Here is a 25,002-nt window from a genome sequence, read left to right on the forward strand (position 1 = left end):
CGTGCGGATCCTCGTCGACCTCCTGGGCTACACGGGAGGACGCGGCGGGACGGAGACCTACGTCCGTCACCTGCTCCCCGGACTCGTCGACGCCCTTCCCGACGCGTCCTTCGTCGCACTGACCGGGGCGGCGGGAGCCGACGGTGTGCGGGCCTTCTTTCCCGGTGATGTCGAGGTCGTGCCGTGGGTCGGCGAGGGGCGCGCGGCATGGGCGCTCGGCGAGATCCTTGCGGTGGGGCGGGCTGCGCGCCGCGCGGGCGCCGACGTGGTGTGGTCGCCCGCGAACTTCGGGCCCCTGACCCGCGGGCGCGCGCCGCGTGTCGTGTCGGTGCACGACGTCATCTACCACCAGGTGCCTGGGCGCGGCCTCGAGCGAATCGTCCGTGCGATCACCGCCCGCCTCATGGAGGCCACGGCCCGTTCCGCGCGGGCCGTGGTGACCGTGTCGTCGACCGCCGCGGGCGCGATCGCGCGTCACCTGGGCGTCGAGCGCGACCGGATCGAGGTCATTCCCAACGGCGGCTCCCTGGGCGCCGAGGTCGATGATCCGTGGATGCGCCTGGCCCCCCTGGGCATCGGTCCCGGCCGGCCCCTCGTCTTCAGCACCGGCAACAGGATGCCGCACAAGAACTTCCACGGACTGCTCGCCGCCGTGGCCGCCCTGCCGCCGGAACAGCGCCCCCTGACGGTCGTGGGCGGCGGCGGCACCGCCGACCCTTTGGCCACCGTGGTGCAGGAGCACGGGCTCGCCGCCGACGTGGTCCTGCCCGGATGGGTCGACGACGACCAGCTCCGCGCGCTGTACCAGGTGGCGAGCGTGTACGCCTGTCCCTCGCTGACGGAGGGTTTCGGTCTGCCGATCGTGGATGCCATGGCGGCCGGCGTCGTCGTCGTCGCCAACGACGTCGCCGTCTTGCGCGAAGTGGGCGGGGCACACGCACTGTACGCCGACGCCCGCGACCCTCGGGCCTTCGGGGCAGCGATCACGACGGCGCTGGAACTGGACGATGCGGAACGGGCCGAGCGTGTGCGCGCGGGCCGCGACTGGGCGGCGGGTTTCACGTGGGACGCGGCGGCGACACGCCTGGCGGCCGTGCTGCGCCGCACCGCCGAGGAGCGCCGCTCGTGACCGACACCCCCTCGCTGCGGTCACGCCTGGTCGGGTTCACCCTGATCCCCGCGGTCGCCGCCGTCTCGCCGCTGCTGGTGCTTCCCGCCGTCTCCCGCTCCGCGGGCCCCGACGGCTGGGCCAGCGCCATCGCGGGCGAGTCGGTGGGCACGTTCGCGGCGATCGCCGTCGCCTACGGGTGGACCACGGTCGGCCCGGCGCTCGTCTCGATCGCCCCCGACGACATCCGTCGGGGCCGCCTGTACCGCGACGCTGTCGTGGTGCGTCTGGCGACCTCGCTCATCGCGCTCCCCCTCCTGGTTCTGGTCTGTGCGCTGGTCGCCTCACCGGGCCACCAGCTGCTGGCGGCCCTGATGGGCCTGCAGGGAGCGCTCATCGGTCTGTCTTTCACGTGGTTCTCGGTGGGTGTAGGCGACCCGCGGTCGATCCTCTTCTACGACGCCGTCCCCCGCCTCGCGGTCGCGCTGGCGTCGATGCTCGCCATCGTGAGCGGGGCTCCGGTCGAGGTCTATCCCCTCGCCGGCATCCTCGTCACCGTCGTGGGCACCACCCTGTTCTCGCTGCGCCTGCTGCACCGGTATCCGTCGCCGTGGCCGCCCGCGCGCGAAATCCCGGGCCTGTTCCGCGTCGGCGCGCCCGTCGCTCTGAACGATGCGGCGCTGGGGGCCTACTCCTCGGTGCCGACCCCGCTCGTGAACGTGCTGTCCACCGGCGGTGCTGCGGCGGGCTTCGCTTCGGGCGACAAGATGGCCAAACTGGGCCAGTTCCTCCCCCTCACTCTCGCCAACGCGCTGCAATCGTGGTCGGCCGAGGTCTCCGGGGCGGCGCGCCTGCGGCGACTGCGCCTCGCGCTCGCCCTGCACGGCGGTTTCGGGGTGCTCGGCATGCTCGTGCTCGGGCTGCTGGGTCCCCCGGTGAGCGCCCTCATGTTCGGCACTGACGCCAGCGCACCGTGGGGCGTGTGTTTCGCGCTGGGGCTCGCGTTCGCGATGTATTCGCTGCGCACCTCGATGACCCGCCACGTGCTGTTCCCCGCCGGCGAGCAGACCGCCGTCATGCGCGCGACGATCACCGCGACGGTCGTGGGCGTACCCCTGATGGTCGGGGGAGGGCTGCTCCTGGGACCGCTGGGCGTCGCGGTCGGCTACGCCCTGACCGAGAGCGTCTCGACCGCTCTGCTCGCGTTGCGGACGCTCTCCCGGATGCACCTGCTCGCCGACGAGGAGACCGCCGCATGAGCGCCCCCCTGCTGCTGGCCGTGACAACGCTCGGGCGCCTCGAGGCGTTGCGCCGCCTGCTCGACTCGGTCGCCCACCAGCTCGGGCCCGATGACCGCGTCGTCCTCGTCGCCCAGGACAACGAGCCCGAGGTGCGCCGCCTCGTGGATGCCACCGGTCGCGGCGACCGCATCACGGTGACCTCGTCACCGCGCGGCGCCTCGCTCGGCCGCAACGTGGGGATCGCGGCGTTCGCGGATGCCTCCGACGACGCGCTGGTGATGTTCCCCAACGACACGACGTGGTTCCCCGACGGCACGATCGACGCCGTGCGTCGCGCGATCGGCGATGCGCCGGGCGGAGCCGTGACGGTCTCGACCGACATCGGTCCCCGTTTCGTACTCCCGGCCGCCGGCGCCGCGCTCGACGTGACGACGGTCTGGCAGGTGATCGAGATGAGTCTCGTCATCCGCCTCGGCATCCTCCGTCGGATCGGCGGGTTCGACGAGTGCATCGGCACGGGCGCCCCCACGCCCTGGCAGGCGGGAGAGGTGACCGACCTGCTCATGCGTGCCCTCGCCGCCGAGCCCGCGCTGTCGAGGCGGTTCGTCTGGACCTCCAGCGACGACGTCCACGTGGGCGGCATCCCCGAGACCGCCGGGCTCGACCCGCGGGAGCGACGGTGGAAGCTGCGGGCCTACGGCCGGGGCGTCGGTCGCGTGCTCGCCCGGCATCCGTTCCCCCTGTGGCACCGCTGGGGGTTCGTCGTCGCCGGGCTTCTGGTGGGGATCCGTCGCGGAAGCGAATACGCGCCGCTCGACGGGGGCGTCGCCTTCCTCGGGCGCCTCGAGGGAGTACGGGGCCGCACCATCGGGCGAACGGCGGGGGCGGCGGCCGTCGGGCGGTGACGTCGCGTTCACCTCTGCCACGTCGCTTCGCGACTCTCCACGGAGCTCGAACACGCATCGCTAGAATCGATGAGTCGTCGAGCCGTACCGGCGACATCCATCGACCGCCAGGAGTCCTGCGTGCCCGAACACATCCTGATCACCGGCGGAGCAGGATTCATCGGATCACGACTCGCTCGACGTTTCGTCGAGGCCGGGCATCGAGTGTCCGTGCTCGACTCTCTCATCGCTCAGGTCCATGGCCCCGACCCCGTGCACACGTCACCGCTTCTCGCGTCCCTCGATGGCATCGCCAACGTCCACCACGGGTCGGTCACCGACGACGATGACCTCCGTACCGCCCTCGCGGGCGCGACGATCGTCGTGCATCTCGCTGCCGAGACGGGTACGGGGCAATCGATGTATGAGATCGAGAGGTACGTCGAAACGAACGTGGGCGGCACGGCCAAGCTCCTCGACCTGCTCGCCAACGAATCGCATGAGGTCAGCCGCGTCGTGATCGCATCGTCGCGATCGATCTACGGTGAAGGCGCCTACCGAACGGAGGACGGACGAACGGTCTATCCCCCTCACCGCACGGATGCCGACATGTCCCGCGGGGACTTCGAAGTCCACCTGGAGGGCGAGGGGGAGCTGGCTCTCGTCCCCACCGACGAGGACGCGAAGCTCCATCCGTCCTCGGTGTACGGCATCACGAAACAGATGCAGGAATCGCTGGTCCGCACCGTGGCTCCCACGCTGGGTGTCGAAGCCGTCGCTTTGCGGTATCAGAACGTCTTCGGACCGGGCCAGTCCCTGAAGAACCCGTACACCGGCATCCTGTCGATCTTCTCGACCCTGATCCGCCAGGGGAAGGAGATCAACATCTTCGAGGACGGGAAGGAGAGCCGCGACTTCGTCTACATCGACGATGTGGTCGAGGCCACCTTCTTGGCAGCGACCTCCGCCGCTGCCGCCGGACACGTCTTCAATGTCGGATCGGGGCGCGCCACCACGGTGCTCGAGGTCGTCGATTCCCTGAGGACGGCCTTCGGCATCCAGGTTCCGGCTCGGGTAACGGGCAACTACCGCCTCGGCGACATCCGCCACAACGTCGCCGACACCACTCGCCTTACCGAGATCCTCGGATTCACACCGAATGTGCCCTTCGGTGAGGGTGTGCGACGATTCGTGGACTGGGTGCTCACGGAACCGGTCGAGGGTGATTCGTACCAGCGCTCGCTCGACGAGATGGCGCACCGCAAGCTGTTGAAGTGATCGCCCCGGGGCCCCGTGACGTCGTCAGTCGCGGCCCTGCGATAGCGCTTTGAGCAAGTAGGCGCCGTAACCGCTCTTCACGAGAGGCTCTGCGCGGTCGCGGAGCTCTTCGTCGGAGAGGAATCCCATGCGCCACGCGACCTCCTCGGGGCAGCCGATCGACAGCCCCTGTCGCTTCTCGACGGTGCGGATGAATTCCGTCGCCTCGCTGAGTGAATCGAAGGTGCCTGTATCGAGCCACGCGGTCCCTCTCGGCAGCAGCTCGACCTGCAGGCGTCCTTGATCCAGGTAGGTACGGTTGACGTCGGTGATCTCGAGCTCGCCGCGGGGCGAGGGGGTCAGGTTCCGCGCGATGTCGATGACGTCGTTGTCGTAGAAGTAGAGGCCTGGCACGGCGTAATCGCTCTTCGGCTTCGCAGGTTTCTCCTCCAGCGAGACGACGCGCCCGTCGGCGTCGAATTCGACGACGCCGTACGCCGTGGGGTCGGCGACGCGGTACCCGAAGACGACCCCGCCGTCGAGGTCCGTGTACTGGCGAAGCCGCGTTCCCATGCCCTGACCGTAGAAGATGTTGTCTCCGAGCACGAGCGCAACAGAATCCGAACCGATGTGCTCTTCGCCCAGGAGGAATGCCTGCGCCAAGCCGTCCGGCGAGGGCTGCACGCGGTAGGTCAGCGAGATGCCGAAGCGCGACCCGTCCCCCAGCAGACGCTGGAACTGCTCGGAGTCCTGCGGCGTCGTGATGATGAGGATGTCACGGATGCCGGCGAGGATGAGCGTCGACAGCGGGTAGTAGACCATCGGTTTGTCGTAGACCGGCACGAGCTGCTTCGAGATACCCAGAGTGATGGGGTGCAGTCGCGAGCCCGTGCCGCCCGCAAGAATGATTCCGCGCATGGGCACCAGTTTCCCCCACCGCAGGTCGAGCGCCAATCCGACCCGCTCCGAGGCCGACGGAGCACGCCGGTATGTTGAACGATATGAGTCGTCTTCTCGTCACCGGTGGCGCCGGTTTCATTGGTTCCAACTTCGTGCACCACGTCGTGGCGCACACCGATCACTCGGTGACCGTCTTGGACAAGCTCACCTATGCCGGCAACCGCGCCTCCTTGACCGGCTTGCCCGAGGATCGGGTTCGTCTCGTCGTGGGCGACATCGCCGACGCCGCCGTGGTCGATCCCCTCGTCGCCGAGTCCGACGCCATCGTGCACTACGCGGCTGAATCGCACAACGACAACTCGCTGCACGACCCGCGGCCCTTCCTCGACACCAACATCATCGGCACTTACACGCTGCTCGAGGCCGCCCGGCGCCACGACGTGCGGTTCCACCACATCTCGACGGACGAGGTCTACGGCGACCTCGAGCTCGACGACCCCGCCCGCTTCACCGAGAGCACGCCGTACAACCCCTCCTCGCCGTATTCCTCCACGAAAGCGGGATCCGATCTTCTCGTGCGGGCGTGGGTGCGTTCGTTCGGCGTGCGCGCCACGATCAGCAACTGCTCGAACAACTACGGCCCCTACCAGCACGTCGAAAAGTTCATCCCCCGCCAGATCACCAACGTGCTGCGCGGAATTCGCCCGAAGCTCTACGGCACCGGCGAGAACGTGCGCGACTGGATCCACGCCGATGACCACTCATCGGCGGTGCTCACCATCCTCGACAAGGGCGAGATCGGCCAGACCTACCTGATCGGTGCGGACGGCGAGAAAGACAACAAGACCGTCGTCGAGCTGATCCTGCAGCTCACCGGCCAGCCCGCAGACGCCTACGACCTGGTCACCGACCGCCCCGGACACGACCTCCGCTACGCGATCGACTCCACCAAGCTCCGCACCGAGTTGGGGTGGACACCCACCTATGGCGACTTCGAGTCGGGACTGGCCGCCACCATCGGCTGGTACCGCGACAACGAGGCCTGGTGGGCACCCACGAAGGACGGCGTCGAGGCCTTCTACGCCAGCAAGGGGCAGTGAACGCGATGACCATCGAGTTCGGAAAGGTGCTGTCGGTGCGCGAGACCCCCATCCCGGGATTGATCGTGCTCGAGTTGCCCGTGCACGGCGACGCACGCGGATGGTTCAAAGAGAACTGGCAACGCGAGAAGATGACCGCCGCCGGCATCGACCTGCCCGACTTCGCTCCGGTGCAGAACAACATCTCGTTCAACGATGCCGTCGGCACCACCCGCGGCATCCACGCCGAGCCCTGGGACAAGTACGTCTCCGTCGCGACGGGACGAATCTTCGGGGCGTGGGTGGACCTTCGCGAAGGCGACTCGTTCGGAGCCGTGTTCACCACCGAACTCGATCCCTCGACAGCAATCTTCGTGCCGCGCGGCGTCGGCAACTCCTACCAGACGCTCGAGCCCGACACCGCGTACACCTACCTCGTCAACGACCACTGGTCGCCCGAGGCCACGTACACGTTCCTCAACCTCGCCGACGAGACCGCCGCCATCGCCTGGCCGATCCCCCTCGACGAGGTCGAGATCAGCGCGAAGGACAAGAACCATCCGCGCCTCGCGGACGTCGTCCCGATGCCGCCGAAGAAGATCCTCGTGACGGGCGCGAGCGGACAGCTCGGTCGGGCACTGCGCGAGGAGTTCGGCACGCACCCGTGGATCGAGTACGCCTCGCGAGCCGAGCTCGATCTGACCTCCCCCGATCTCGCGACCGCGCGCCGCTGGCGCGACTACGGGGCCATCATCAACGCCGCCGCCTACACGAACGTCGACGTCGCCGAGACGCCCGAGGGGCGCGACGCCGCCTGGGCTGCGAACGTCACAGCGGTGGCTGCGCTCGCCCGTATCGCCTCGGCAGAAGGCATCACCCTGGTCCATGTGTCGAGCGACTACGTCTTCGACGGCAGGAAGGATCTTCCGTACGCCGAAAGCGACCCGCTGACACCCCTCGGTGTGTACGGACAGTCCAAGGCTGCGGGGGAGGCCATCGTGTCTGTCGTTGCGCGTCACTACATCGTTCGCACGAGCTGGCTGGTCGGCGACGGCGACAACTTCGTCCGGACGATGGCCAGGATGGCCACGCGCGGAGCGGACCCCCGCGTCGTCGACGACCAGTTCGGCCGTCTCACCTTCGCGTCCGAGGTCGCCGCCGGCATCCGGCGCCTCTTGGAGACGCGTGCCCCCTACGGCATCCACAACCTCACCGGGGGCGGCGAACCGGCTTCTTGGTACGACGTCGCCAGAGAGGTCTTCCGGTTGACCGGACACGATCCCGATCGCGTCACCGCCATCAGCACCGACGAGTATGCCGCCGGCGCGCCCGGACCGGTCGCGCCCCGCCCCCGCAACAGCGTGCTTCGAATGGCTGAGCTCGGCGCACCTTGGCAGCAGCACCTCGTCGAGTATCTCCGCGCTCTCACCGTGTAGGGCATCTCGGCGTCCGACCGCCCGCGCGGCTCCCCTCAGGCGACCCGTCGAGAGTCGCACGGTAGGATCGAAGCGATGTCACGCGCACATGAAGAGGCTACGCTTCGCCTTCAGCGGCTTGCCGAGACCCCGCTCAAGCCCGTCGGAGCCGTCAACGGTCGCGGAGCGTGGTGGGGAGCGATCCGCGCCATCTTCTCGCACCGCGAGATGCTGGGCCTCCTCGTCCGTCGCGACCTGAAGGCGCGGTACAAGGACTCCACGTTGGGCTTCTTCTGGTCGCTCATCCGTCCGCTGATCCAGCTGGCCGTCTACTTCGTCGTCATGGGGCAGTTCCTGCAGGCGGCGAAGAGCATCCCCGACTTCGCGGTCTACGTCTTCGCGGGCCTGTCGGCCATCGGTCTCTTCACCGAGATCGTGGTCGGCGGAACGGCCTCGGTGCTCGCCAACGCCGGTCTGGTCAAGAAGGTTTACCTCCCGCGGGAGGTGTTCCCGCTTTCGAGTGTGGGATCGGCGCTGTTCAACTTCGGCATCCAGTTGATCGTCCTGATCGGCGCGACCCTCCTCGTGGGTAAGCCCCCGCTGCACCCGCAGTTGGCGTACGCGATCCCCTCGATCACGCTCATCGTGATCTACGGGACGGCTTTCGCCCTGCTCTTCAGCGCGGTCAACGTCTATCTCCGCGATGTGCAGTACCTCGTGGAGGTCATCACGATGCTGCTGTTCTGGGCGAGCCCGATCGTGTACTCCTGGCAGATGGCGAAGACTCTCATCCCCTCGTCGGTCGTTCTCGACATCTACACGAACAATCCGCTCACCCTCGCCGTCCTCGGCTTCCAGCGTGCCTTCTGGGTCGCCGGCGACACGGCGGAATGGCCGGGCGATCTGCTCCTGCGCATGGGGATCGCCGGGGTCATCGGGCTCGCGCTGATGTTCGCCTGCCACCGCGTCTTCATCCGCCTGCAGGGCAACTTCGCCCAGGAACTCTGAACCTCATGATGACTCCCCCCGTTCCTTTCTCCGAGGCTGCCCCTCGCCCCGAGGTTGCTCGCATGCGCGGCGTGTCGAAGAAGTTCACGATTCGCAAGGACTCCTCCATCAAGGAGCGCGTCGTCACGCTCGGTCGTGCCGGCCGGCGCCACAAGAAGGAGTTCTGGGCGCTGCGCGACGTCGACCTCGACATCTATGCCGGCGAAACGATCGGGTTGATCGGCCACAACGGTTCCGGCAAGAGCACCCTGCTCAAAGTCATCGGCGGCATCGTCGACCCGACCTCCGGTTCCGTGGAGGAACGGGGACGACTTGCCGCCCTGCTGGAGCTGGGCGCGGGTTTCCACCCCGACCTCACGGGCCGCGAGAACGTGTTCCTGAACGCCTCCGTGCTCGGGCTCAGCCGGGAAGAGACCGAAGCGCAGTTCGATGACATCGTCGCGTTCGCGTCGATCGGCGACTTCATCGACACACAGGTGAAGTTCTACTCCTCGGGGATGTACGTGCGCCTCGCTTTCGCCGTCGCCGTGCACACCGATCCCGACGTCCTGCTCGTGGACGAGGTTCTCGCCGTGGGCGACGAGGCGTTCCAGCGCAAGTGCATGGACCGCATCCGCGATTTCCAGAAGGAGGGACGCACGATCATCCTGGTCACGCACTCCCTCGATCAAGTCGTGGAGCTGTGCGGCCGCGCCGTTCTGCTTCATCAGGGCGAGGTGCTCTTCGACGGCAAGCCCTCCACCGCCGTTGCCCGATTCCGCGATCTGCTCGAGGAGCGACGGGTCGCAGAGCGTGATGCAGCCGACCCTCATACCCCGCGCGTGCAAGGATCTGTCGAGAGCGTCAGCGCGGTCGTGGTCGGACGGGCTCCTGGCGAACCGCTGCAGCCCGGCGACGATCTCGAGATCCGCCTCACCCTCGCGTCGGCGCGTCTGGACGAGTGGGGATGCCGTGTGCAGATCGACGACCACATGGGGCACAAGATGTTCGTCACCGGCACGGACTGGCTCAAGACTCCCGTCGACCCGATGAAGGGCCGGGCGGAAGTATCGTTCGTCTTGAAGGATCCGCCCCTCGCGGGCGGCAAGTACTTCATCAACGCCACCCTCATCGACGGCCACGGCAATGACCTGCACAACATCATGCAGGCAACCTCCTTCAACGTGGAGTTCGATCCCCGAGCCACCGGATACATGCGTATCGACGTCGTGGGCTCCGCGACCGGCGGTCACTGAACGACACGGGGCTCCAGGAGAGCGCCAGTACGTCAGGCGCGCGGGCCCCGTGCCCCCGCCGCACCGCTCTCGCTGCAGCGCACGCCCGGCACCGGGTCGGGCCGGCCTCTCTCCTCAGGAGCGCGCGGCGAACGGCGACCGCGCCATGAGGTCCGCGATAGCCGTCGCGTCCGCCCAGATGCCGGGGGAATCGTACGGTCGATCGGGGAACGCCCCGTAGCGCAGGGCAATGTCGAGACCGTTCTCGGCGATGAAGCGCTCGACGCGGCTCGCGAGCGACTCCGGCTCCCCCGATGCCACGTTCACGATCCCGGTGAAGCCGTCCGCGGTCGCCGCCACCGCGATCTGACGACCGAGCTCGCCGACGTCGATGAAGTCGTACAGGGTGCGTCCCGTGGTGAAGGGAAACGCCGTCTCCCCCCGATCGGTGGCCTCGAGGATCTTGGCGAAGATCGACCGGTTGCGGCGGTCATCTCCGAGGATGTAGTAGGCGCGCAACCAGACGAACTGCGCGCGCTCGCCGATGCTCAACATCGCCGAGCGCCGCAGGGCATCTTTCGCGATGCCGTACAGGGTGATCGGGTTCGTCGGCGTGTCCGCCGTCACCGCCCCCTCCCAGTAACCGATCTCATGCATCGACCCGAGCGCCGCAACACGCGTCACTCCGGCCGCAACCAGCCCGGTGAGGAACCGGTAGTGATCCGACAGACGCTCGAGGTGAGAGGGAGCGTTGTGCACGAACCCGTCCTGCCACGCCAGGTGGATGACAGCCGCAATGCGGTCGGTGGGGGCGATGCTCGAGATCTCGAACGCCGGGTCGAGCACATCTGCCTCGACGACCCGGACCGCATCGTCGAAGTCGCCCCCGCGGCGCTGCCGGACCACCGCCACGGGCGCGTATCCGAGCTCGGAGACCGCGCGGATGACATGTCGGCCGACATAACCGCCGGCACCGGTGACGACCACGATCTCGTTCACGACGACCTCCTGCGTTCTACCGTACGACGCCGACGACGACGAGAACCGCCGTGACGATGAGCAGGAGTACGAGCGGGATGAAGCGCGTGCGCGCCAGGATGCCCGTTCCCCCACCGCTCGGGACCACGGGATCGACGCGGAGAATCCGCGCCAGCCAGCGTGGCATCCAGTTCTTCAGATCGAGCGCGGGCTTCTCGATGAGCATGTAGCTGAGGTAGGCGTAGATGTGCACGAGCACGATGACCACCAGCAGATACACGAAGCCGCCGGCGCGCTCGGGCAGGCCGTACTCGGCGAGGAGGAACATCACCGGCCAACCGGCGATGTAGATGCCGTACGAGAGGTCTGCGTGACGATCCCAGCGCCACAGCGCCGTGACCCGCGTGCCGAACCAGATGAGCCCGTACGCGAACGCATACTGCCCGAACAGGAACCATCCCCCGCGCCACCAGCACAGTGCCGCGATGAGGAGCATCGCGATCCCGAGCCTGTCGTCGAACGGAACCTTGTCGATATAGAGCTGCACGAGGGTGCCGAATGCGAACGGCGCCACCAACTGCAGCACCTGCGGGTTCGAGAACGTCTGGACGACGGAGCCGAGGTCGCCGATGTGCAGGGCCTGGAACGTGCTGAGCAGAAGCAGGCCTCCCGCCACGACCGCACCCACGATCCGCGCGCGCAGCGCCCCGATGACCCCGAGGGCCAGGATGCCGAGGTAGCAGGCGAACTCGTACATCAGGGTCCATGCCGACCCGTTCCACGTGTCGTACCCCAGCTGCACAGCGTGCGTGCTCGCGCCCGTACCGGCGATCCCCCACTGCTTCAGCACCAGCGTGAAGTTGTTCGCGACGTACGTCAATGGCGAGTTGTCAGGGAAGGAGAGGTAGCCCTGGAAGGTTCCCTGGGAGTGATGCCACGCGAGCGGGGCGAGCAGGAACGCGGTCACCACGAGGATGAGGAACCAGGCTGGGTAGATGCGCGCCACGCGATGCCATAGATAGCGGAACGGTGAGCGCGAGCGCACCATGCTCCGCGTGATCAGCATCCCGGAGAGGAAGAAGAACCCCGTGACGGCCACACCTCCTAGAGAGGTCTCGGCGCCCCACTGCGCACCGATGTCGACGCCACCGAAGATGCCCGCGATGGGGCCGGCGTGCGAGAAGATGACCATGAAGGCCATCGCCCATCGGAGGAACCCGATCGAGTTGTGACGAGGGTCGAACACCTCACCCAGGCTGCGCACCGCGATCACACGCCGAGGGGATAGCCGAACTCTTCGGCGCCCTCCCACGTCGCGGCGGGGATGTTCGTGGAGAGCGGCTCGGCACCACCGAAGTAGTCGCGAATGGCGCCCAGCACATCGATGGTGTCGGTGTCGATCTCGACGGTGAAACCGCACCACGTCGCCGTGCACATCTCGTTTGCCTGTGATCGGATGGCGACGGACACCACCTTCTCGTCAGCATCTTCCCAGTCCCGCGCACCGTCGATCACGACGTAGCCCCACCGGGCCGCCGCGGCGACGAGGAGCAGGCGCGCAGCGGCGATCTGCGCCTCCTCGAGCACGTGCGAGCGCAAGAACCCGTCGACGGCCCACCGGAACATCGGCGAGCGATGGTTGACGATGTGCTGGTTGCTCCAGTCGGCGATGTCGGCCTGCGAGACCACCCCGGCGGCGAGCGTCGAGCCCCGACCCGCGTGGTAGACGAATGACCCTAGCGCCAGCAGGTGCTCGTAGCCCGCGTTGGTGGCCCGGGCCGACCAGTCGGACTCCTCGCCGTAACCGCGGCCGAAGACGGGGTCCATCAGTCCGACGGTCGGGAGCACCGCGACGGGAACGATCATCGCGAACGAGATACCCGCCGGGATGCGAAGCGCCTCGGCCCCGAAGCCATCGCTGAGAGCCTCGCCGATCGCGTCGGCGACCTCCTGGGTCTCGATGTACATCTCGGTACCGTTGGGCAGCGAGTAGGGGTCGACATTGGTCGACCACGCCGTCGCGGAGGCGGCCGACGGAGACGACGAGATCACGTTGAAGAGGACCTTCACCGCGTTCTGGGAGTAGATGACGTCGGAGTTGGAGATGATGACGTAGTCGTAGCCGAGCTTCTGCGCCGTCGCCAGACCGAGGTTGACGTTGCGCGGAATGCCCAGGTTGCGCGGCGAGCGGTAGTACAGCGCGCCGAACTCGCGCGAGACCTCATCGAGGTAGTCGCTGAAACCCGGCTCAGGGCTGCAGTCGTCGAGGACGAGCACGTCGAGTTCAAAGCCCGTACGATCCAGGCGCGCGATGGACTCGAGTGTCCGACGAGCGAAGTCACGACCGTTGTAGAACGTAACGGCGAGCAGGATTCGCGGGGTGGTCGCCGGGGTCACCGGCCCATCATCCTTCGTGCTCGGCGTGCCATGACGTAGAGAGCGTGGTTCTTGCGGAACACGTGCTCCACCTTGCGGCGGGGATCCATCAGCTGCTTCAGCGACACGATCTCGATCTGCAGCTTCTCGATCTGCGCTTCACGCTCGAGCAGTCCCCGGGTGAGCTCGATCACGCGCTTGTTGGCGACCTCGGCGTCCTGGAGCGCCCGTTCGAGGGACACCCCGTCCACGACCTTCGTCGTCAAACCTTCACCACGCGCCATCGACACGTACCTTTCTCGTTTGTGCTTCACGCGCGGACGGCACCCGACACCCACTTCGAGAACGGAACCCGCCCACCGGATGTACGGTCTTGTCGAACCACGCGACGTCTCCCGCAGTACGGCGACGGACGGGAAGAGGCGGTGAAGGCGTGCCCCCTGAGGGGCCGCGCGACGTTCCCGCCCCGTGCGCCCCAGATTACCATCCCGTGTCGCGGCATCTTTCGGCGCCGCCGCCGCGGCGCCCTCGCGGACCGCCCGGGCCGACGGCCGGCGGGCGCCGAACACGTCCGTCACCCTGCTGCGGTGATGTTTCCACGCTCGAACGCTTGCGTGATCGTCTTCCCGCTGCGGGTGGCACCGCTCAGCGGAAGGCCGTACCGCCCACTGACACCGCCGGCCGCCTGCCAGGCGTCGAACACCGGAGGTGCGACCGTGATGGCTCCGCGCGCGGACGTCCAGACGACGATTCCCCGCTGGAAGCTGATCGAGCAACTGTTCCCGTCGCACGAATCCGCGCCCGTCGGCAGACCCAGCGACCCCTTCTCGCCACCCGACGCCTTCCACGCATCCAGATACGCGCCGAACACCGCCACCACGCCCGCAGACGGAGTGCCCACCAGCACACCGCCCTGGAAACGCTGCGAACACGTCAGCGACGAGCACGACGCATTCGCCGTGGGAGCGCCCAACAGACCCGACGTCGCCCCCTTCGCCTGCCACGGCGACAAGAACCAGCTCGACACCGTCAGCACACCACGCGCCGGCGTCCACACCAGCACTCCGCGCTGGAACGCCTGCGAACAACTCTTCCCGTCGCACGAATCCGCGCCCGTCGGCAGACCCAACGAGCCCTTCTCGCCACCCGACGCCTTCCACGCATCCAGATACGCACCGAACACCGCCACCACACCCGCAGACGGAGTGCCCACCAGCACACCGCCCTGGAAACGCTGCGAACACGTCAGCGACGAGCACGACGCATTCGCCGTGGGAGCGCCCAACAGACCCGACGTCGCCCCCTTCGCCTGCCACGGCGACAAGAACCAGCTCGACACCGTCAGCACACCACGCGCCGGCGTCCACACCAGCACTCCGCGCTGGAACGCCTGCGAACAACTCTTCCGGTCGCACGAATCCGCGCCCGTCGGCAGACCCAACGAGCCCTTCTCGCCACCCGACGCCTTCCACGCATCCAGATACGCACCGAACACCGCCACCACGCCCGCAGACGGAGTGCCCACCAGCACACCGCCCTCGAACGGCTGCGAACACGTCAATGACGAGCACGACGCGTCCGACATCGGACGTCGCAGCAGGCCCTTCTCGAAACCGGACGCCGCCCAGGTGTCGAGGAAGCCCTTCGTCGTGGCGACCGCGGCACGGTCAGGGAAGGTGTCGATCCGCGCGTCGTCGAACAGCTGCGAGCACGAAGTCGACGAGGAGCACGTCGCCGCACTCACCGGGGCTCCGGTGGTCGCCAGCCCTCCGATGGCGGTGAACTTCGCGGCGATCGGCAACGGCACCGGCTGGGCTCGGTCACCCGACGAGACGATCAGCCCACCGCTGAAAGTCTGCGTGCACCCTGCCGAGGTGCACACCGCGTTCGCGGTGGGAAAGCCCGAGGGGCCGTTCGACATCCCCGCGGCGCTCCACGCGGTGAAGATCGCTCCCGTCACGGAGAGCACCCGTTTGGCGGAGGAGTAGAAGGCCGCGCGGGCGAACAGCTGGGCGCAGTCGGTCCCGTTCGAGCACAACTCTGGGCCACGCGCGCCGCCCAGAGCCACCCCGCCGGCGGCGAGCCACGCATCCTCGACATGCCGGCCCACCAGCGAGCCTCCGCTCGAGTCGGCGGCGATGACGCCGCCGTCGAAGGACTGCGCACACGTGCCATCGGCGGCGCAGACGACCACGCCCGTGGGGAAACCGGGCGCGCCGTCGATGAAGCCGAGGTTGCGCCACATCGTCTCGACGACCGTCGGGACGCCGAAGACGCCCCGACCGGGGAACCAGAAGATAGTCCCGCCGCGGAACGACTGTTGGCAGTAACGGCTGGCGACGCAGACCACGTCGCTGGTCGGCGAGCCGAGGACGCCGCTGGAGCCGCCGAGCGCCTGCCACACCGCGGCGTACTCCCCCGTGACCCGGTCGCCCACGGGGTTGCCGAACCAGTCGGTGTAGAGCCGCCAGAAGTTCCTGTTCCCGTACGCGGAGCAGAAGTCGCCCGTGCCGTACAGGTTGTCGAGCGCGGCCTGGTTGGGCGTGTACGGCGTGTAGACGTACAGCGCGCGCGTCGCGTCGTTCTGGATGAAGACCCTCTTCGTCCCACACCGCCCTGAGGTGTCGGGCGGCGAGGCCTGGTAGAGGATGTTGTTCCAGCCGAGCTGGTAGCTGAAGGACTTCGGGAACTTGAGGTAGATCTGGAACTGCCGCGCCGCGCCGTAGATCTGGTAGAAGAAGCCGGCGAATGCGGGATCGCAACCGACGCCCCCATCGGGACAGCCCTGCCCGAGCGCCGCGCTGTACTGCCCACGCGACGGCGAGGTGTCGGTGATCAGCCCCTGCTCCTTCTGCAGCATGACGAGGATGACCTTGGGACTGATGCCGCACACCTGCGAGACGGTGACGATGAGACGCGCGGCGCTCATCGTTCCGCCGGGGAAGGCGGAGCAGTACGAGTTGGCAGCAAGGGACGGTGTCGACTGCGCGACGTAGTCCTTCAGACACGGCATGCCGTCGTTGGCCCGGCACGTCGGCACCTGCGCATTGAGGAACGACTGCACCTCGTCGACGGTCAGCGAACCCGAGTCGAGGAAGTTACGATCTGAGATCAAGTACCCGTCCTGGAAATCTGCGGCGTTCGCCGCCGAGGCCGGCGACGGCACCGCGGGAGCGACGGCCACGAGCAGACCCGAGAGCAGGGCGACGAGCGCCACGACCACGACGCCGATGCGCCGGTCCACCGCGGGCGGTCTGCGCGACGCGACGCTCACTGCTGTCGCACCGTGGCGGGCTCGGAGTCGAAGCGCGTCGAACCCGTCTCGTACGTGAGCATGAGCGTCCAGGCGCCGGCCGGTGCGGCGATCTCGATCAGGCCGCAGTTGATCGCGGCGGGTGTGGATTGTGCCTCCGTCTGAGCGCGCAGCACGGTGTCCGCCGCAGTGGCGGTCAACGTGCACGTCCCGCCCGGAGCCACACCGCCCGTGACCAGTCCAGAGGCGTAGATGCTCTGGCCGTCGGCTCCCGAGCTCACGATCGTCACCTTCGCCTCCCCCTCCGAGGTCGGCGACGGATCGGGCAGAGCGGGGTCGGTGGGCAGCGGCGAAGGCTCCGCATCCGTCGGAACCGGAGAGGGCGAGACGCTCGAGGGGGAAGTAGCGGTGACTTCATCGCTGGGTGACGGGCTCATCGTCGCCCCACCGGGGCGCGTCGCGCATCCGGCGAGCACGAGCACAAGGGCAGACGTCGCAAGGACTGCGGACGCCGGAGAGAGTCGATGCCCACGGCGCGATCGACCGATCATCCTTGCACTGTTACCCATGGTTTCAGTATCGAGGTAAACAGGGCGACCGCATACAGCGACACGATGCTGATTGCAGAGGCCTCTCACAGCCCGATGGCCGCCTCACTCTCCCGAGGGCTGGACATCCGCGACCGTCAGGGCGTCGACGCACAGCGTGCCTCCCTGCGGGTTGACGGCGAGGTCGCCATCGATGACGTTCGGCAGGTACACGACGACGCGACCGCTGCCCGCGGGCTTGTCGATGGTCGTCCATCCCCCCGTGTAGTGGAAGGTCACGATGTCGGCCGTCGACTGCGAGTAATCCAGAACGAGGAAGGTGCGGCCCCCCGTTCGCACCTCGGGCAGGGACACGAAGGTGCTCCCGTCCGTGCACCTCTCCCCGGCGAACTGGACATCGGGCGAGGCCAGCGTCGCGGGCCCGGCTCGTCCGTCCTGCCCGACGACCCACGCCCCTTCGAGAACGTTCGTCGTCCGCACGTCGGTCCAGCCGAGGCTCGGCAGCAGCGGCGCGACCATGTCGTACGGGTGCAGTTCCGGTATGGCGAACTGTGTGGGAAGAGGCGAGTCGATCAGCGGCGCGGGCGAGGATCGCGGGAGCGTCTCGGAAAGTTCACCCACCCATTCACGCGCGGCGTGCCCTCCGCTCGAGGTGATCGCACGGGTGACTCCCGCGGCCCACGACCAGGCGGAGAGCCCGACCACGACGACCGCGCCCGCACCGATCACGGCGCGCAGACGGCGGCGGCGCGCATCGGGCCGCCGTGCCCGACGCGTGGCGGGTGCGCCTCGCGACGCCGTCACCACCACGACCGTCACCACGCCGATCGCGAGCCACACCAGCGCGGAGCTTTCCAACAGGTACCTCAGCTGACGGCCCGCGGCGACGCCGACGAGGTCCGCCCGCCGCGACAGCACCGCCGCGTTGACAGTGGCCGCGACGAGGGCGAAGACCCACACGCCCGCCGTCGAGCGAACCCGCACGATCGTCCAGACCACGACGACGGCCACGAGGAGACACGTCGCCACCACGCGCGGATCGAGCAGGGAGGTCGTCTGATCGACCATGTCGACGCCGAAGAGCGACGGGATGAGCGCACCGACGACGTTGTGCAGCACGAATTCTGCCGATGTCGCCACACTCGGCGACGACCCGGACTCCTCGACGTAGGGCCCTGCGAGGAAGGCGACGACATCGATCAGGGAGAGGACGCCGAGGCCCACCCATAGCGGCCAGGTGCGCAGCATGTCGACCAGGCGAGTACCAAGGGGACGACCGCGCCACACGACCAAAATGCACCATGCCGCGATGTGCACCGAGAACAAGAGGTTCTTCTCGCTCATCGTCAGAGCGAGGGCGTAGAGGAGCAGCGCCGCAGCGAGGTGTCGCGTCCGGCGCCGGACGACCCAGCGGGTCGCGCATCCCAGGACGGCCAGCCCCAGCGCGAGAGCGAGCATGTTGTTGAGCGTCGCCGCCCACCACAGCCGCACCATGATGGGGCCGAGCGACAACGAGAAGGCGATCCCGGCGAGGAGATTGAGGCGGACCGCGCCGACGACCTCGTCGAGGCAGCGCACCAGGGCCACGAAGGCACCGGTGTGGATGAGCGCCGTCAACGTGAGAGCGACGGGCCAGGAGAGACCGAAGAGTTTCAGCAGGACGATCACGCTCGCGATGTAGCCCGGCATGAGATGCCCGAACCACGACCGCACCAGTATCTCCGGCGTGGGAGGGTTGATCTGGAAGTACTCCGCGAAGAACAGGTCGTCGCGATCGAAGAACGACCCCGATGCGATCACGACCGTGATCAGTGCCACGACGACCGCAGCCCCGATGAGCTCGCGACGCGCACGTATGGCCGTGCTGAATCGCACGATCATGCCCTGCCCCTTCCCTCGAAGAACGCTCCAGCTTAAACGGCTGCCGACGCCGCCCCCGCCGCCATCCGAGCGCCCACGGGTAGGCTCGACCCATGCTGCCCACGACAGCTCCCGCCGCCGCCGATGCTCACGCCGGCACGAACTGGTGTCTCTTCCTCGACCGCGACGGCGTGATCAACACGCGCATCATGGGCGGGTACGTTCGCTCGTGGAGCGAGTTCACCTTCGTCCCGGGCGCCCTCGATGCCCTCGCTGCGCTGGCGACGTGGGCACCCCGGATCGTCGTGGTGACCAATCAGCAAGGCATCGGCAAGGCACTGATGAGCCTCGACGATCTCGTCGCGCTCCACGCACAAATGACCGAGGCCGTCGCCGCGGCCGGGGGACGCATCGACGCGATCGAGTTCTGCCCTCACCTCGACGCGGCGGGGTGCGTGTGCCGCAAACCGCGACCGGGCATGGCGACCCGCTACCTCGACGCCCACCCCGAGGTGGTCGGTGCCGCCTCTGTCATGGTGGGCGACACCGACTCCGACATCGAGATGGGACACCGACTCGCCGCCATCACGGGCGGATGCCACACCGTCCGGATCGGCGAAAAAGTGGACCAGCGCGCCGACGAGACCCACCCAGACCTCGCGGCCTTCGCGGCGTCGCTCGAGGCCGCCCGCCGGAGGTGACGGGGAGCGGTCGTCACGGCGCGGAGTAGCCGAACCCGTCCTCGATCGCCTGCATGAGCGAGTGGATGACGACGAGCTCGGATTCCTGCACGCGATCGGCCCACCGGCTCGAGCCGAGCGCGATCGTCACGTCGGCGACCTGGCCGAGCGGCGAGTCGGCGGTCGCCGAGGAGGCCACGACGACCCCGCCGGCCGCCTTCATCGCCTCGGCCGCGCGGAGCACGTTCGGCGACTTCCCACTCGTCGACAGGGCCAGGAGCACGTCGCCGGGACGGGCGAATGCCTCGACGAACTTCGAGAAGACGTACTCGTAGCCGTAGTCGTTGGCCACGCACGTCAGGTGCGACGGGTCGGAGATCGCCATGGCCCGCAGCGGCGGACGGTTGCCGCGGAAGCGTCCGGTGAGCTCCTCCGCGAAATGCTGCGCGTTGGTCATCGAGCCGCCGTTGCCGCACGCGAGCAGCGTGCCCCCCTGGCGCAGGGAGGTGATCATCGCCTCCGCGGCGTGATCGAACGCAGCGCCGAACGCGGCGTCTTCGGCCAGCGCCGACATGCGCTGCACGTTCTCGAGCAGGTTCTCCTGCAGAACACCCATGATGGTTCCTTCCTCCGGGCGCGCGGGCCTCAGCCCCGGCGCACCTGCTGGCCCTGCGACAGACGTGTCGTCGACACTCCGTCGAGCAGGTTCACGATGTGGACGCGACCGCCCCAGGCTTTGGCATCCTCTCCGCCGACGACCTGGTCGGGACGGTAGTCGGAGCCCTTGACGATGACGTCGGGGCGGATCGTGCGGATGAGCTCGCGCGGCGTGTCCTCGCCGAACACCGTCACGAAGTCGACGTAGCGGACGGCCTCGAGCACGCTCATGCGATCCGCCTGGGGCTGCAGGGGACGCGTCGGGCCCTTCAGACGCGCGGTGGACTCATCCGAGTTCACGCCCACGACCAGGACGTCGCCGAGCGAACGCGCTTCGCGCAGCAGCGCGACGTGTCCCGCGTGCAGCAGGTCGAAGACGCCGTTGGCGAAGACGACCGTCTTGCCGGCCTCCTTCTCGACGGCCACGAGCTGCGCCAGCTCGTCCCAGTCCTCGATGGTGCCGGGGCGCTCGTCCGGCGACGACGCGACGAGCAGCTCGTTCAGGAGGTCGGCGCTGGACACGACGGCCGTGCCGGGCCGTCCGCAGGCGATACCGGCGGCCATGTTGCCCACCTGGACGGCCTGCAGCGTGGTGAGACCGGAGGCCAGTCCCGCGGCGATGCCCGCGATCATCGAGTCACCGGCCCCGGAGACATCGGAGACGAGCCTCGCCCGCGTGGGGATACGGGTGCGCGCGGAGGCCTCGATCACCTCGACGCCGACGGCGGAGAGCGAGACCGCGAGGGAGGCGATGCCGTCGACCAGCAGCCGCTCCGCGATCGTGTCGAGGGTCGCTTCGTCCGGCTGGTCGGCGCGCAGGCCCGACATCTGCAGGGCCTCGGCGAAGTTCGGCTTGACGATGGTGGCACCGCGGTACTTGCGGATGTCGGCGGACTTCGGGTCGACGACGACCGGGATGCCGTGGGCCCGCGCCAGATCGATCAGCCGGGCCACGAGCTCGTCGGAGAGGAGGCCCTTGGCGTAGTCCGACACCACGAGGGCCGCGCGCGAGACGTCGTCGCCCAGGGCCGCGCGGACGGCTTCGAACGCGGCGTCGGCACCGGCGGCATCCAGGGGGGCGAGGTCCTCGCGGTCCACCCGGACGATCTGCTGTGTCCCTGCCACGACCCGCAGCTTCTCGATCGTGGGCGCCGTCCCACGCCGCACGGGCGACGCGGAGACCCCCGCGCCGGCGAGGAGCCGTTCGAGCTCACGCCCGGCCTCGTCTTCTGCCCACGCGGCCACGAGGGTGGTCTCGACCCCCAGGGCGGCGATGTTCATCGCGGCGTTGGCTGCGCCGCCGGCCACGCTGTGATCGCGGCGGACGCGGAGGACGGGGATGGGCGCCTCGGGCGAGATGCGATCGACGGCGCCCGCGACGTAGCGGTCCAGCATCGCGTCGCCGATGACGACCACCCGCGCGCCCTCGAAGCCGAGGATGTGCTGCGGGGTGATCGACGGCAGTGCTGACATGGTGGCTTCCAGACGTGGGGCGAGCGAGCCGACGGGCGGCCGGACCGAACGAGCGTAACGGACTCAGGCGACCGGTTCCCGGAGGAGCCCCTCGACGGCCTCGGTCACCTCGTCGGGGCGCACGGCGCGGATGCAGTGGGCCTCGCGCGCGATGCACTCCTCGGTGCACCCGTCGGCGGGACGCGCGGGCTGGAGCAGGGCGCTGCGCTTCGACCACGGACCGAAGCGCTCGGGCGCGTTGTCGCTCCATGCAGAGCCGGTGGCGGGGTGGCACGTCACCACGACCGTCGGCACCTCGAGGCTGCTCGAGATGTGCTGCAGGCCCGAGTCGTTGCCGATGAACAGGTCGCAGCGCGAGATGGCGGCTGCGCTCTCGCTCAGGCTGAGCTTTCCGGCGAGGTCGACGGCGGGGATGCCACGATCGCGGAGGAGGGCGACGAGCTGCTGCGCGCGCTCGGTGTCGACACCGCCACCGAGGATCTGGACGGCGACCTGGCGCTCGGCGGCCAGGCGCTGCATGACCTCGGCGAGGTCTTCGACGGGCCACTGCCGCTTCGCGTCGCGCGCGCCGATGCCGAGACCGACCACGATCCCGGGGGTGTCGCCCAGGTCCGCCTTCTCGGTCGCCGCACGCAGGTCGGCGTCATCGAACAGGCCGGTGCCGATGGCGGGCAGACGGTGCTCGCGCCAGGGCAGTCCGAGGTACTCGGCCACACGCCGCAGCTGGCCCACGGTGAGGTGCGGGGTGGTCCCGCGCCAGATCACGTCGGTCAGCAGCTGGTCCTGCGGGCCGAACCACACGGGCTCGCGCTCCGGCACGGGGGCGAAACCGACGACGGACCGGGCACGCGAGGCGACCGCCAGGTAGCGGACCGGGGTGTCGTCGAAGTCCCATCGCGGCAGGATGGCGAGGTCGTATCCGCGCAGGCCGAAGCGCCGCAGGGCCTGACGCGCGGTGAGGATCTGGCGCTTGAGCGCGGAGCCCTCGGTCACGGGCGTCCACTCGATGACGCGGTCGACCGTGGGCGTCGCGTGGAACATCGTGGCGGGGCCGGGCTTGAGCACGAAGTGCACCGTCGCCTCGGGCCAGTGCTCGCGGATCGCGGCGAAGAGGGCGAGGCTCGTCGTGGTGTCGCCGATCTCATCGCTGCGCAGCACCACGATCCGACGCGGACGGACCGTCGGATCCCAGGAACGTCGGCGGCGCGCCCCGAAGAGGCGGACGAAGACAGCCGGGGACAGCGGGTCACGGTGGCGGATCGCGTTGATCTGCCAGACGACCCGTCGGAGGAGAGAACGCACGGGATCGAGCTTAGAGGGCCGTGCGGGGCACTCCCTGTGCGCGCTCACCCCGACGTCGCCGATCGCCCCGCGACCTCACGGGCCGCGGCGTCGAGGACGGCGGCGCGCGCATCGAACGAGTGCTCGGCGCGGATGCGCTCCGCGATTCCCGCCAGAGCCGCGGTGTCGGGGAACAGCGTGTCGGGGTCGGCGCGGAGGAGCTCGACGAGATGCTCGGCGTCGCGGTAGGTGATGACCGCGCCGCCGAAGATCTCCTCGATGCCCTCGACCTGCTCCGAGATCACCCGGCCGCCCACCGCGACGACGTCGAAGGGCCGCATCGCGATGAAGCCGTGACGGCGCATCGCCGGCCACTGATCGTTGAGGACGACGGAGGCGGACTCGTAGCGACGGGGCAGGTCGGCGTGGGGCAGGGTACGCGCGGCGATCGCGGCCTGCGGGATGAACGGGCGCCAGTCCGGACCGTAGACCCGGACCGGGATGCCGGCCCGCAGCGGCGCCACCACGCTGGGGCGGGCGATGCCGCGCGCCGTCCCGACGAACACGATGTCGTCGGTCCGCGCGACGCCGGTGGGGTGGAACAGGTCTACGTCGGTGCCCTCCAGGAGCGGTCGGACGTCGATGCCCCACTTCTCGCGCACATTCCGCGACCAGCTCTCGGACGCGGCGAACACCCGGTCGAAGGACGCGAGCTCGGCCCGCGTGATCTGGTCGGGATGGCTGATGATCCACTGCAGGGTGATGCCCGTCTCGACCGGGTCGATGCGGTAGGGGCCGCGAACGACGACGCTCACGTCGTCCAGGACGGATGTCGGACGCGCCCGCGCGTCGAAGGCATCGATCACGACCGTGTGTCCGCGACGGCGCAGAGCCGACGCGAGACCGCGGGCGAAGTGCATGTCGCCCCACACCGCACCCTGGCGTCCCGCCGGTGCGCAGATCTTGATGGCCCACCGCTGCGCGTCCGGGTGGGGACGCCGCCAGCGCCGCACCGGCTCGACCGTTCCCGCCGCGTCGGGGCGCCACGAGACGACGTCGAAGCCGGCGGCGGTGACGATGTCCGCGGCTGTGGAGCGGTCGCGGGAAGATCCCGTCCCGGTGGCGCGGGGCTCGGCGAACACCAGGCGCGGCTCATCGAGCACGGGGCGCACGCTCGTGAGCACTCTCGCGTCCAGGCGCGCCCGCAGCGCCCGCGCGAACGCCGACGCCGATCGGGGGGCGTCGCCCTCCAGGACGTCGCGCAGCGCGGTGCGGCCGAGCGCGACGGTGAGTCCGTGCACGAGCGGGACGGACAGGACGTCGTCGAGCGGGTCCAGGTCCTCCGCCGGGTGGTCCGCCAGGATCGGCCAGGGGGCAGGGCCCCCCGTCTCGGCCGCTCCGAGACCGGCGACCGTACCGTCCTGCGCGCGCTGGGCCGGGATCGCGGCGACGTCTCCCCGTGCGGACGCCACGAGGGCGTCGATCTCGGGGTCGGCGATCTCGGCGCGCGGGTCGACGGCCGCGACGATGTCAACCGGGAGATGCGTCGTCGCGTCGGCGAGCATGGCCGGCCACGACATCCGGGAACCGTACCCGCGCAGGCCGAGGGCGGGGACGAGATCGGCGAGCAGGTGCGCGGAGACCCACTGCGCGGCGTCCACGCCGACGAGGGCGACGACCACGCGGTCGGTACGCGTGCGCGCCGCGGCCTGCTCGAGCTTGCGCGCGTACCGTCGGTCGCGGGCCTGCAGCGGGCGCACGAGGCCGACCTCTGCGGCGGGAGGTGTCCC

Annotated in this window: 21 protein-coding genes; 9 read left to right on the forward strand and 12 right to left on the reverse strand. The window is 69.0% G+C overall.

Going from position 1 to position 25,002, the window contains the following annotated elements; genetic code table 11:
• Position 1: 1 nt before the first annotated feature.
• From QE412_RS07655 to QE412_RS07670, 4 genes are all read left to right on the forward strand, one after another.
• Positions 2-1,129 (forward strand): glycosyltransferase family 4 protein, encoded by a 1,128-nt coding sequence (locus QE412_RS07655; protein ID WP_307481848.1) that lies wholly within the window; start codon positions 2-4, stop codon positions 1,127-1,129.
• Positions 1,126-2,367: a hypothetical protein gene (locus QE412_RS07660; RefSeq protein WP_307481850.1), complete on the forward strand. Its 1,242-nt coding sequence runs from the start codon at positions 1,126-1,128 to the stop codon at positions 2,365-2,367. The genes QE412_RS07655 and QE412_RS07660 overlap by 4 nt, the downstream gene beginning before the upstream one ends.
• On the forward strand, positions 2,364-3,254 hold the full coding sequence (locus QE412_RS07665; RefSeq protein WP_307481852.1) for a glycosyltransferase family 2 protein: 891 nt from the start codon (positions 2,364-2,366) through the stop codon (positions 3,252-3,254). The genes QE412_RS07660 and QE412_RS07665 overlap by 4 nt, the downstream gene beginning before the upstream one ends.
• Before the next feature lie 120 nt (positions 3,255-3,374).
• A complete protein-coding gene (locus tag QE412_RS07670) occupies positions 3,375-4,511 on the forward strand; it encodes an NAD-dependent epimerase/dehydratase family protein (RefSeq protein ID WP_307481854.1) in 1,137 nt (378 codons plus the stop codon).
• Between the two features lie 24 nt (positions 4,512-4,535).
• Here the strand turns inward: QE412_RS07670 and rfbA are convergent, their stop codons facing one another.
• On the reverse strand, positions 4,536-5,408 hold the full coding sequence (gene rfbA, locus QE412_RS07675) for a glucose-1-phosphate thymidylyltransferase RfbA (protein WP_307481856.1): 873 nt from the start codon (positions 5,406-5,408) through the stop codon (positions 4,536-4,538).
• Positions 5,409-5,491: 83 nt separating this feature from the next.
• On the opposite strand from rfbA, the gene rfbB reads away from it, so the two are divergent.
• The 4 genes from rfbB to QE412_RS07695 all read left to right on the forward strand — a co-directional run bounded on the left by rfbB (position 5,492) and on the right by QE412_RS07695 (position 10,127).
• Positions 5,492-6,490: a dTDP-glucose 4,6-dehydratase gene (rfbB, locus tag QE412_RS07680; protein WP_307481860.1), complete on the forward strand. Its 999-nt coding sequence runs from the start codon at positions 5,492-5,494 to the stop codon at positions 6,488-6,490.
• Between the two features lie 5 nt (positions 6,491-6,495).
• Positions 6,496-7,905, forward strand: coding sequence for a bifunctional dTDP-4-dehydrorhamnose 3,5-epimerase family protein/NAD(P)-dependent oxidoreductase (locus QE412_RS07685; RefSeq protein ID WP_307481863.1), 1,410 nt, complete (start codon positions 6,496-6,498; stop codon positions 7,903-7,905).
• A gap of 75 nt (positions 7,906-7,980) precedes the next feature.
• Positions 7,981-8,892 carry an ABC transporter permease gene (locus QE412_RS07690; protein ID WP_307481866.1) on the forward strand — a complete coding sequence of 304 codons (912 nt, stop codon included), beginning with the start codon at positions 7,981-7,983 and terminating at the stop codon, positions 8,890-8,892.
• Positions 8,893-8,954: 62 nt separating this feature from the next.
• Positions 8,955-10,127 carry an ABC transporter ATP-binding protein gene (locus tag QE412_RS07695; protein WP_307481868.1) on the forward strand — a complete coding sequence of 391 codons (1,173 nt, stop codon included), beginning with the start codon at positions 8,955-8,957 and terminating at the stop codon, positions 10,125-10,127.
• A gap of 114 nt (positions 10,128-10,241) precedes the next feature.
• Here the strand turns inward: QE412_RS07695 and QE412_RS07700 are convergent, their stop codons facing one another.
• The 7 genes from QE412_RS07700 to QE412_RS07730 all read right to left on the reverse strand — a co-directional run bounded on the left by QE412_RS07700 (position 10,242) and on the right by QE412_RS07730 (position 19,142).
• Entirely contained in the window at positions 10,242-11,105 is an 864-nt protein-coding gene (locus QE412_RS07700) for an NAD-dependent epimerase/dehydratase family protein (RefSeq protein ID WP_307481870.1), read from the reverse strand.
• 16 nt (positions 11,106-11,121) lie between these two features.
• Positions 11,122-12,357 carry an acyltransferase family protein gene (locus QE412_RS07705; protein WP_307481872.1) on the reverse strand — a complete coding sequence of 412 codons (1,236 nt, stop codon included), beginning with the start codon at positions 12,355-12,357 and terminating at the stop codon, positions 11,122-11,124.
• Complete coding sequence (locus tag QE412_RS07710) at positions 12,354-13,481, reverse strand: glycosyltransferase family 2 protein (protein WP_307481875.1); 1,128 nt, start codon at positions 13,479-13,481, stop codon at positions 12,354-12,356. Before QE412_RS07710 ends, QE412_RS07705 begins: the two co-directional genes overlap by 4 nt.
• Positions 13,478-13,750: a hypothetical protein gene (locus tag QE412_RS07715; RefSeq protein WP_307481879.1), complete on the reverse strand. Its 273-nt coding sequence runs from the start codon at positions 13,748-13,750 to the stop codon at positions 13,478-13,480. The genes QE412_RS07710 and QE412_RS07715 overlap by 4 nt, the downstream gene beginning before the upstream one ends.
• Positions 13,751-14,034: 284 nt before the next feature.
• Positions 14,035-16,704 (reverse strand): LGFP repeat-containing protein, encoded by a 2,670-nt coding sequence (locus QE412_RS07720; RefSeq protein ID WP_307481882.1) that lies wholly within the window; start codon positions 16,702-16,704, stop codon positions 14,035-14,037.
• Between the two features lie 26 nt (positions 16,705-16,730).
• Entirely contained in the window at positions 16,731-17,150 is a 420-nt protein-coding gene (locus QE412_RS07725) for a hypothetical protein (RefSeq protein WP_307481885.1), read from the reverse strand.
• A 216-nt stretch (positions 17,151-17,366) separates the two neighbouring features.
• Complete coding sequence (locus QE412_RS07730) at positions 17,367-19,142, reverse strand: hypothetical protein (RefSeq protein WP_307481888.1); 1,776 nt, start codon at positions 19,140-19,142, stop codon at positions 17,367-17,369.
• 92 nt (positions 19,143-19,234) lie between these two features.
• On the opposite strand from QE412_RS07730, the gene QE412_RS07735 reads away from it, so the two are divergent.
• Entirely contained in the window at positions 19,235-19,822 is a 588-nt protein-coding gene (locus QE412_RS07735; protein ID WP_307481890.1) for a D-glycero-alpha-D-manno-heptose-1,7-bisphosphate 7-phosphatase, read from the forward strand.
• Between the two features lie 13 nt (positions 19,823-19,835).
• Here QE412_RS07735 and QE412_RS07740 read toward each other — a convergent pair whose 3' ends face one another.
• The 4 genes from QE412_RS07740 to QE412_RS07755 form a co-directional block, all read right to left on the reverse strand.
• Positions 19,836-20,417 carry a D-sedoheptulose-7-phosphate isomerase gene (locus QE412_RS07740; RefSeq protein WP_307481893.1) on the reverse strand — a complete coding sequence of 194 codons (582 nt, stop codon included), beginning with the start codon at positions 20,415-20,417 and terminating at the stop codon, positions 19,836-19,838.
• Positions 20,418-20,446: 29 nt separating this feature from the next.
• The gene (gene rfaE2, locus QE412_RS07745; RefSeq protein ID WP_307481896.1) at positions 20,447-21,931 is read right to left on the reverse strand and encodes a D-glycero-beta-D-manno-heptose 1-phosphate adenylyltransferase; all 1,485 of its coding nucleotides are present in this window, start codon (positions 21,929-21,931) and stop codon (positions 20,447-20,449) included.
• A gap of 63 nt (positions 21,932-21,994) precedes the next feature.
• On the reverse strand, positions 21,995-23,233 hold the full coding sequence (locus tag QE412_RS07750; protein ID WP_307481898.1) for a glycosyltransferase family 9 protein: 1,239 nt from the start codon (positions 23,231-23,233) through the stop codon (positions 21,995-21,997).
• A gap of 44 nt (positions 23,234-23,277) precedes the next feature.
• Positions 23,278-24,972: a glycosyltransferase family protein gene (locus QE412_RS07755; protein WP_307481901.1), complete on the reverse strand. Its 1,695-nt coding sequence runs from the start codon at positions 24,970-24,972 to the stop codon at positions 23,278-23,280.
• Positions 24,973-25,002: the final 30 nt, after the last annotated feature.

The organism is Microbacterium trichothecenolyticum, assembly GCF_030818955.1.
GTDB lineage: Bacteria > Actinomycetota > Actinomycetes > Actinomycetales > Microbacteriaceae > Microbacterium > Microbacterium trichothecenolyticum_B.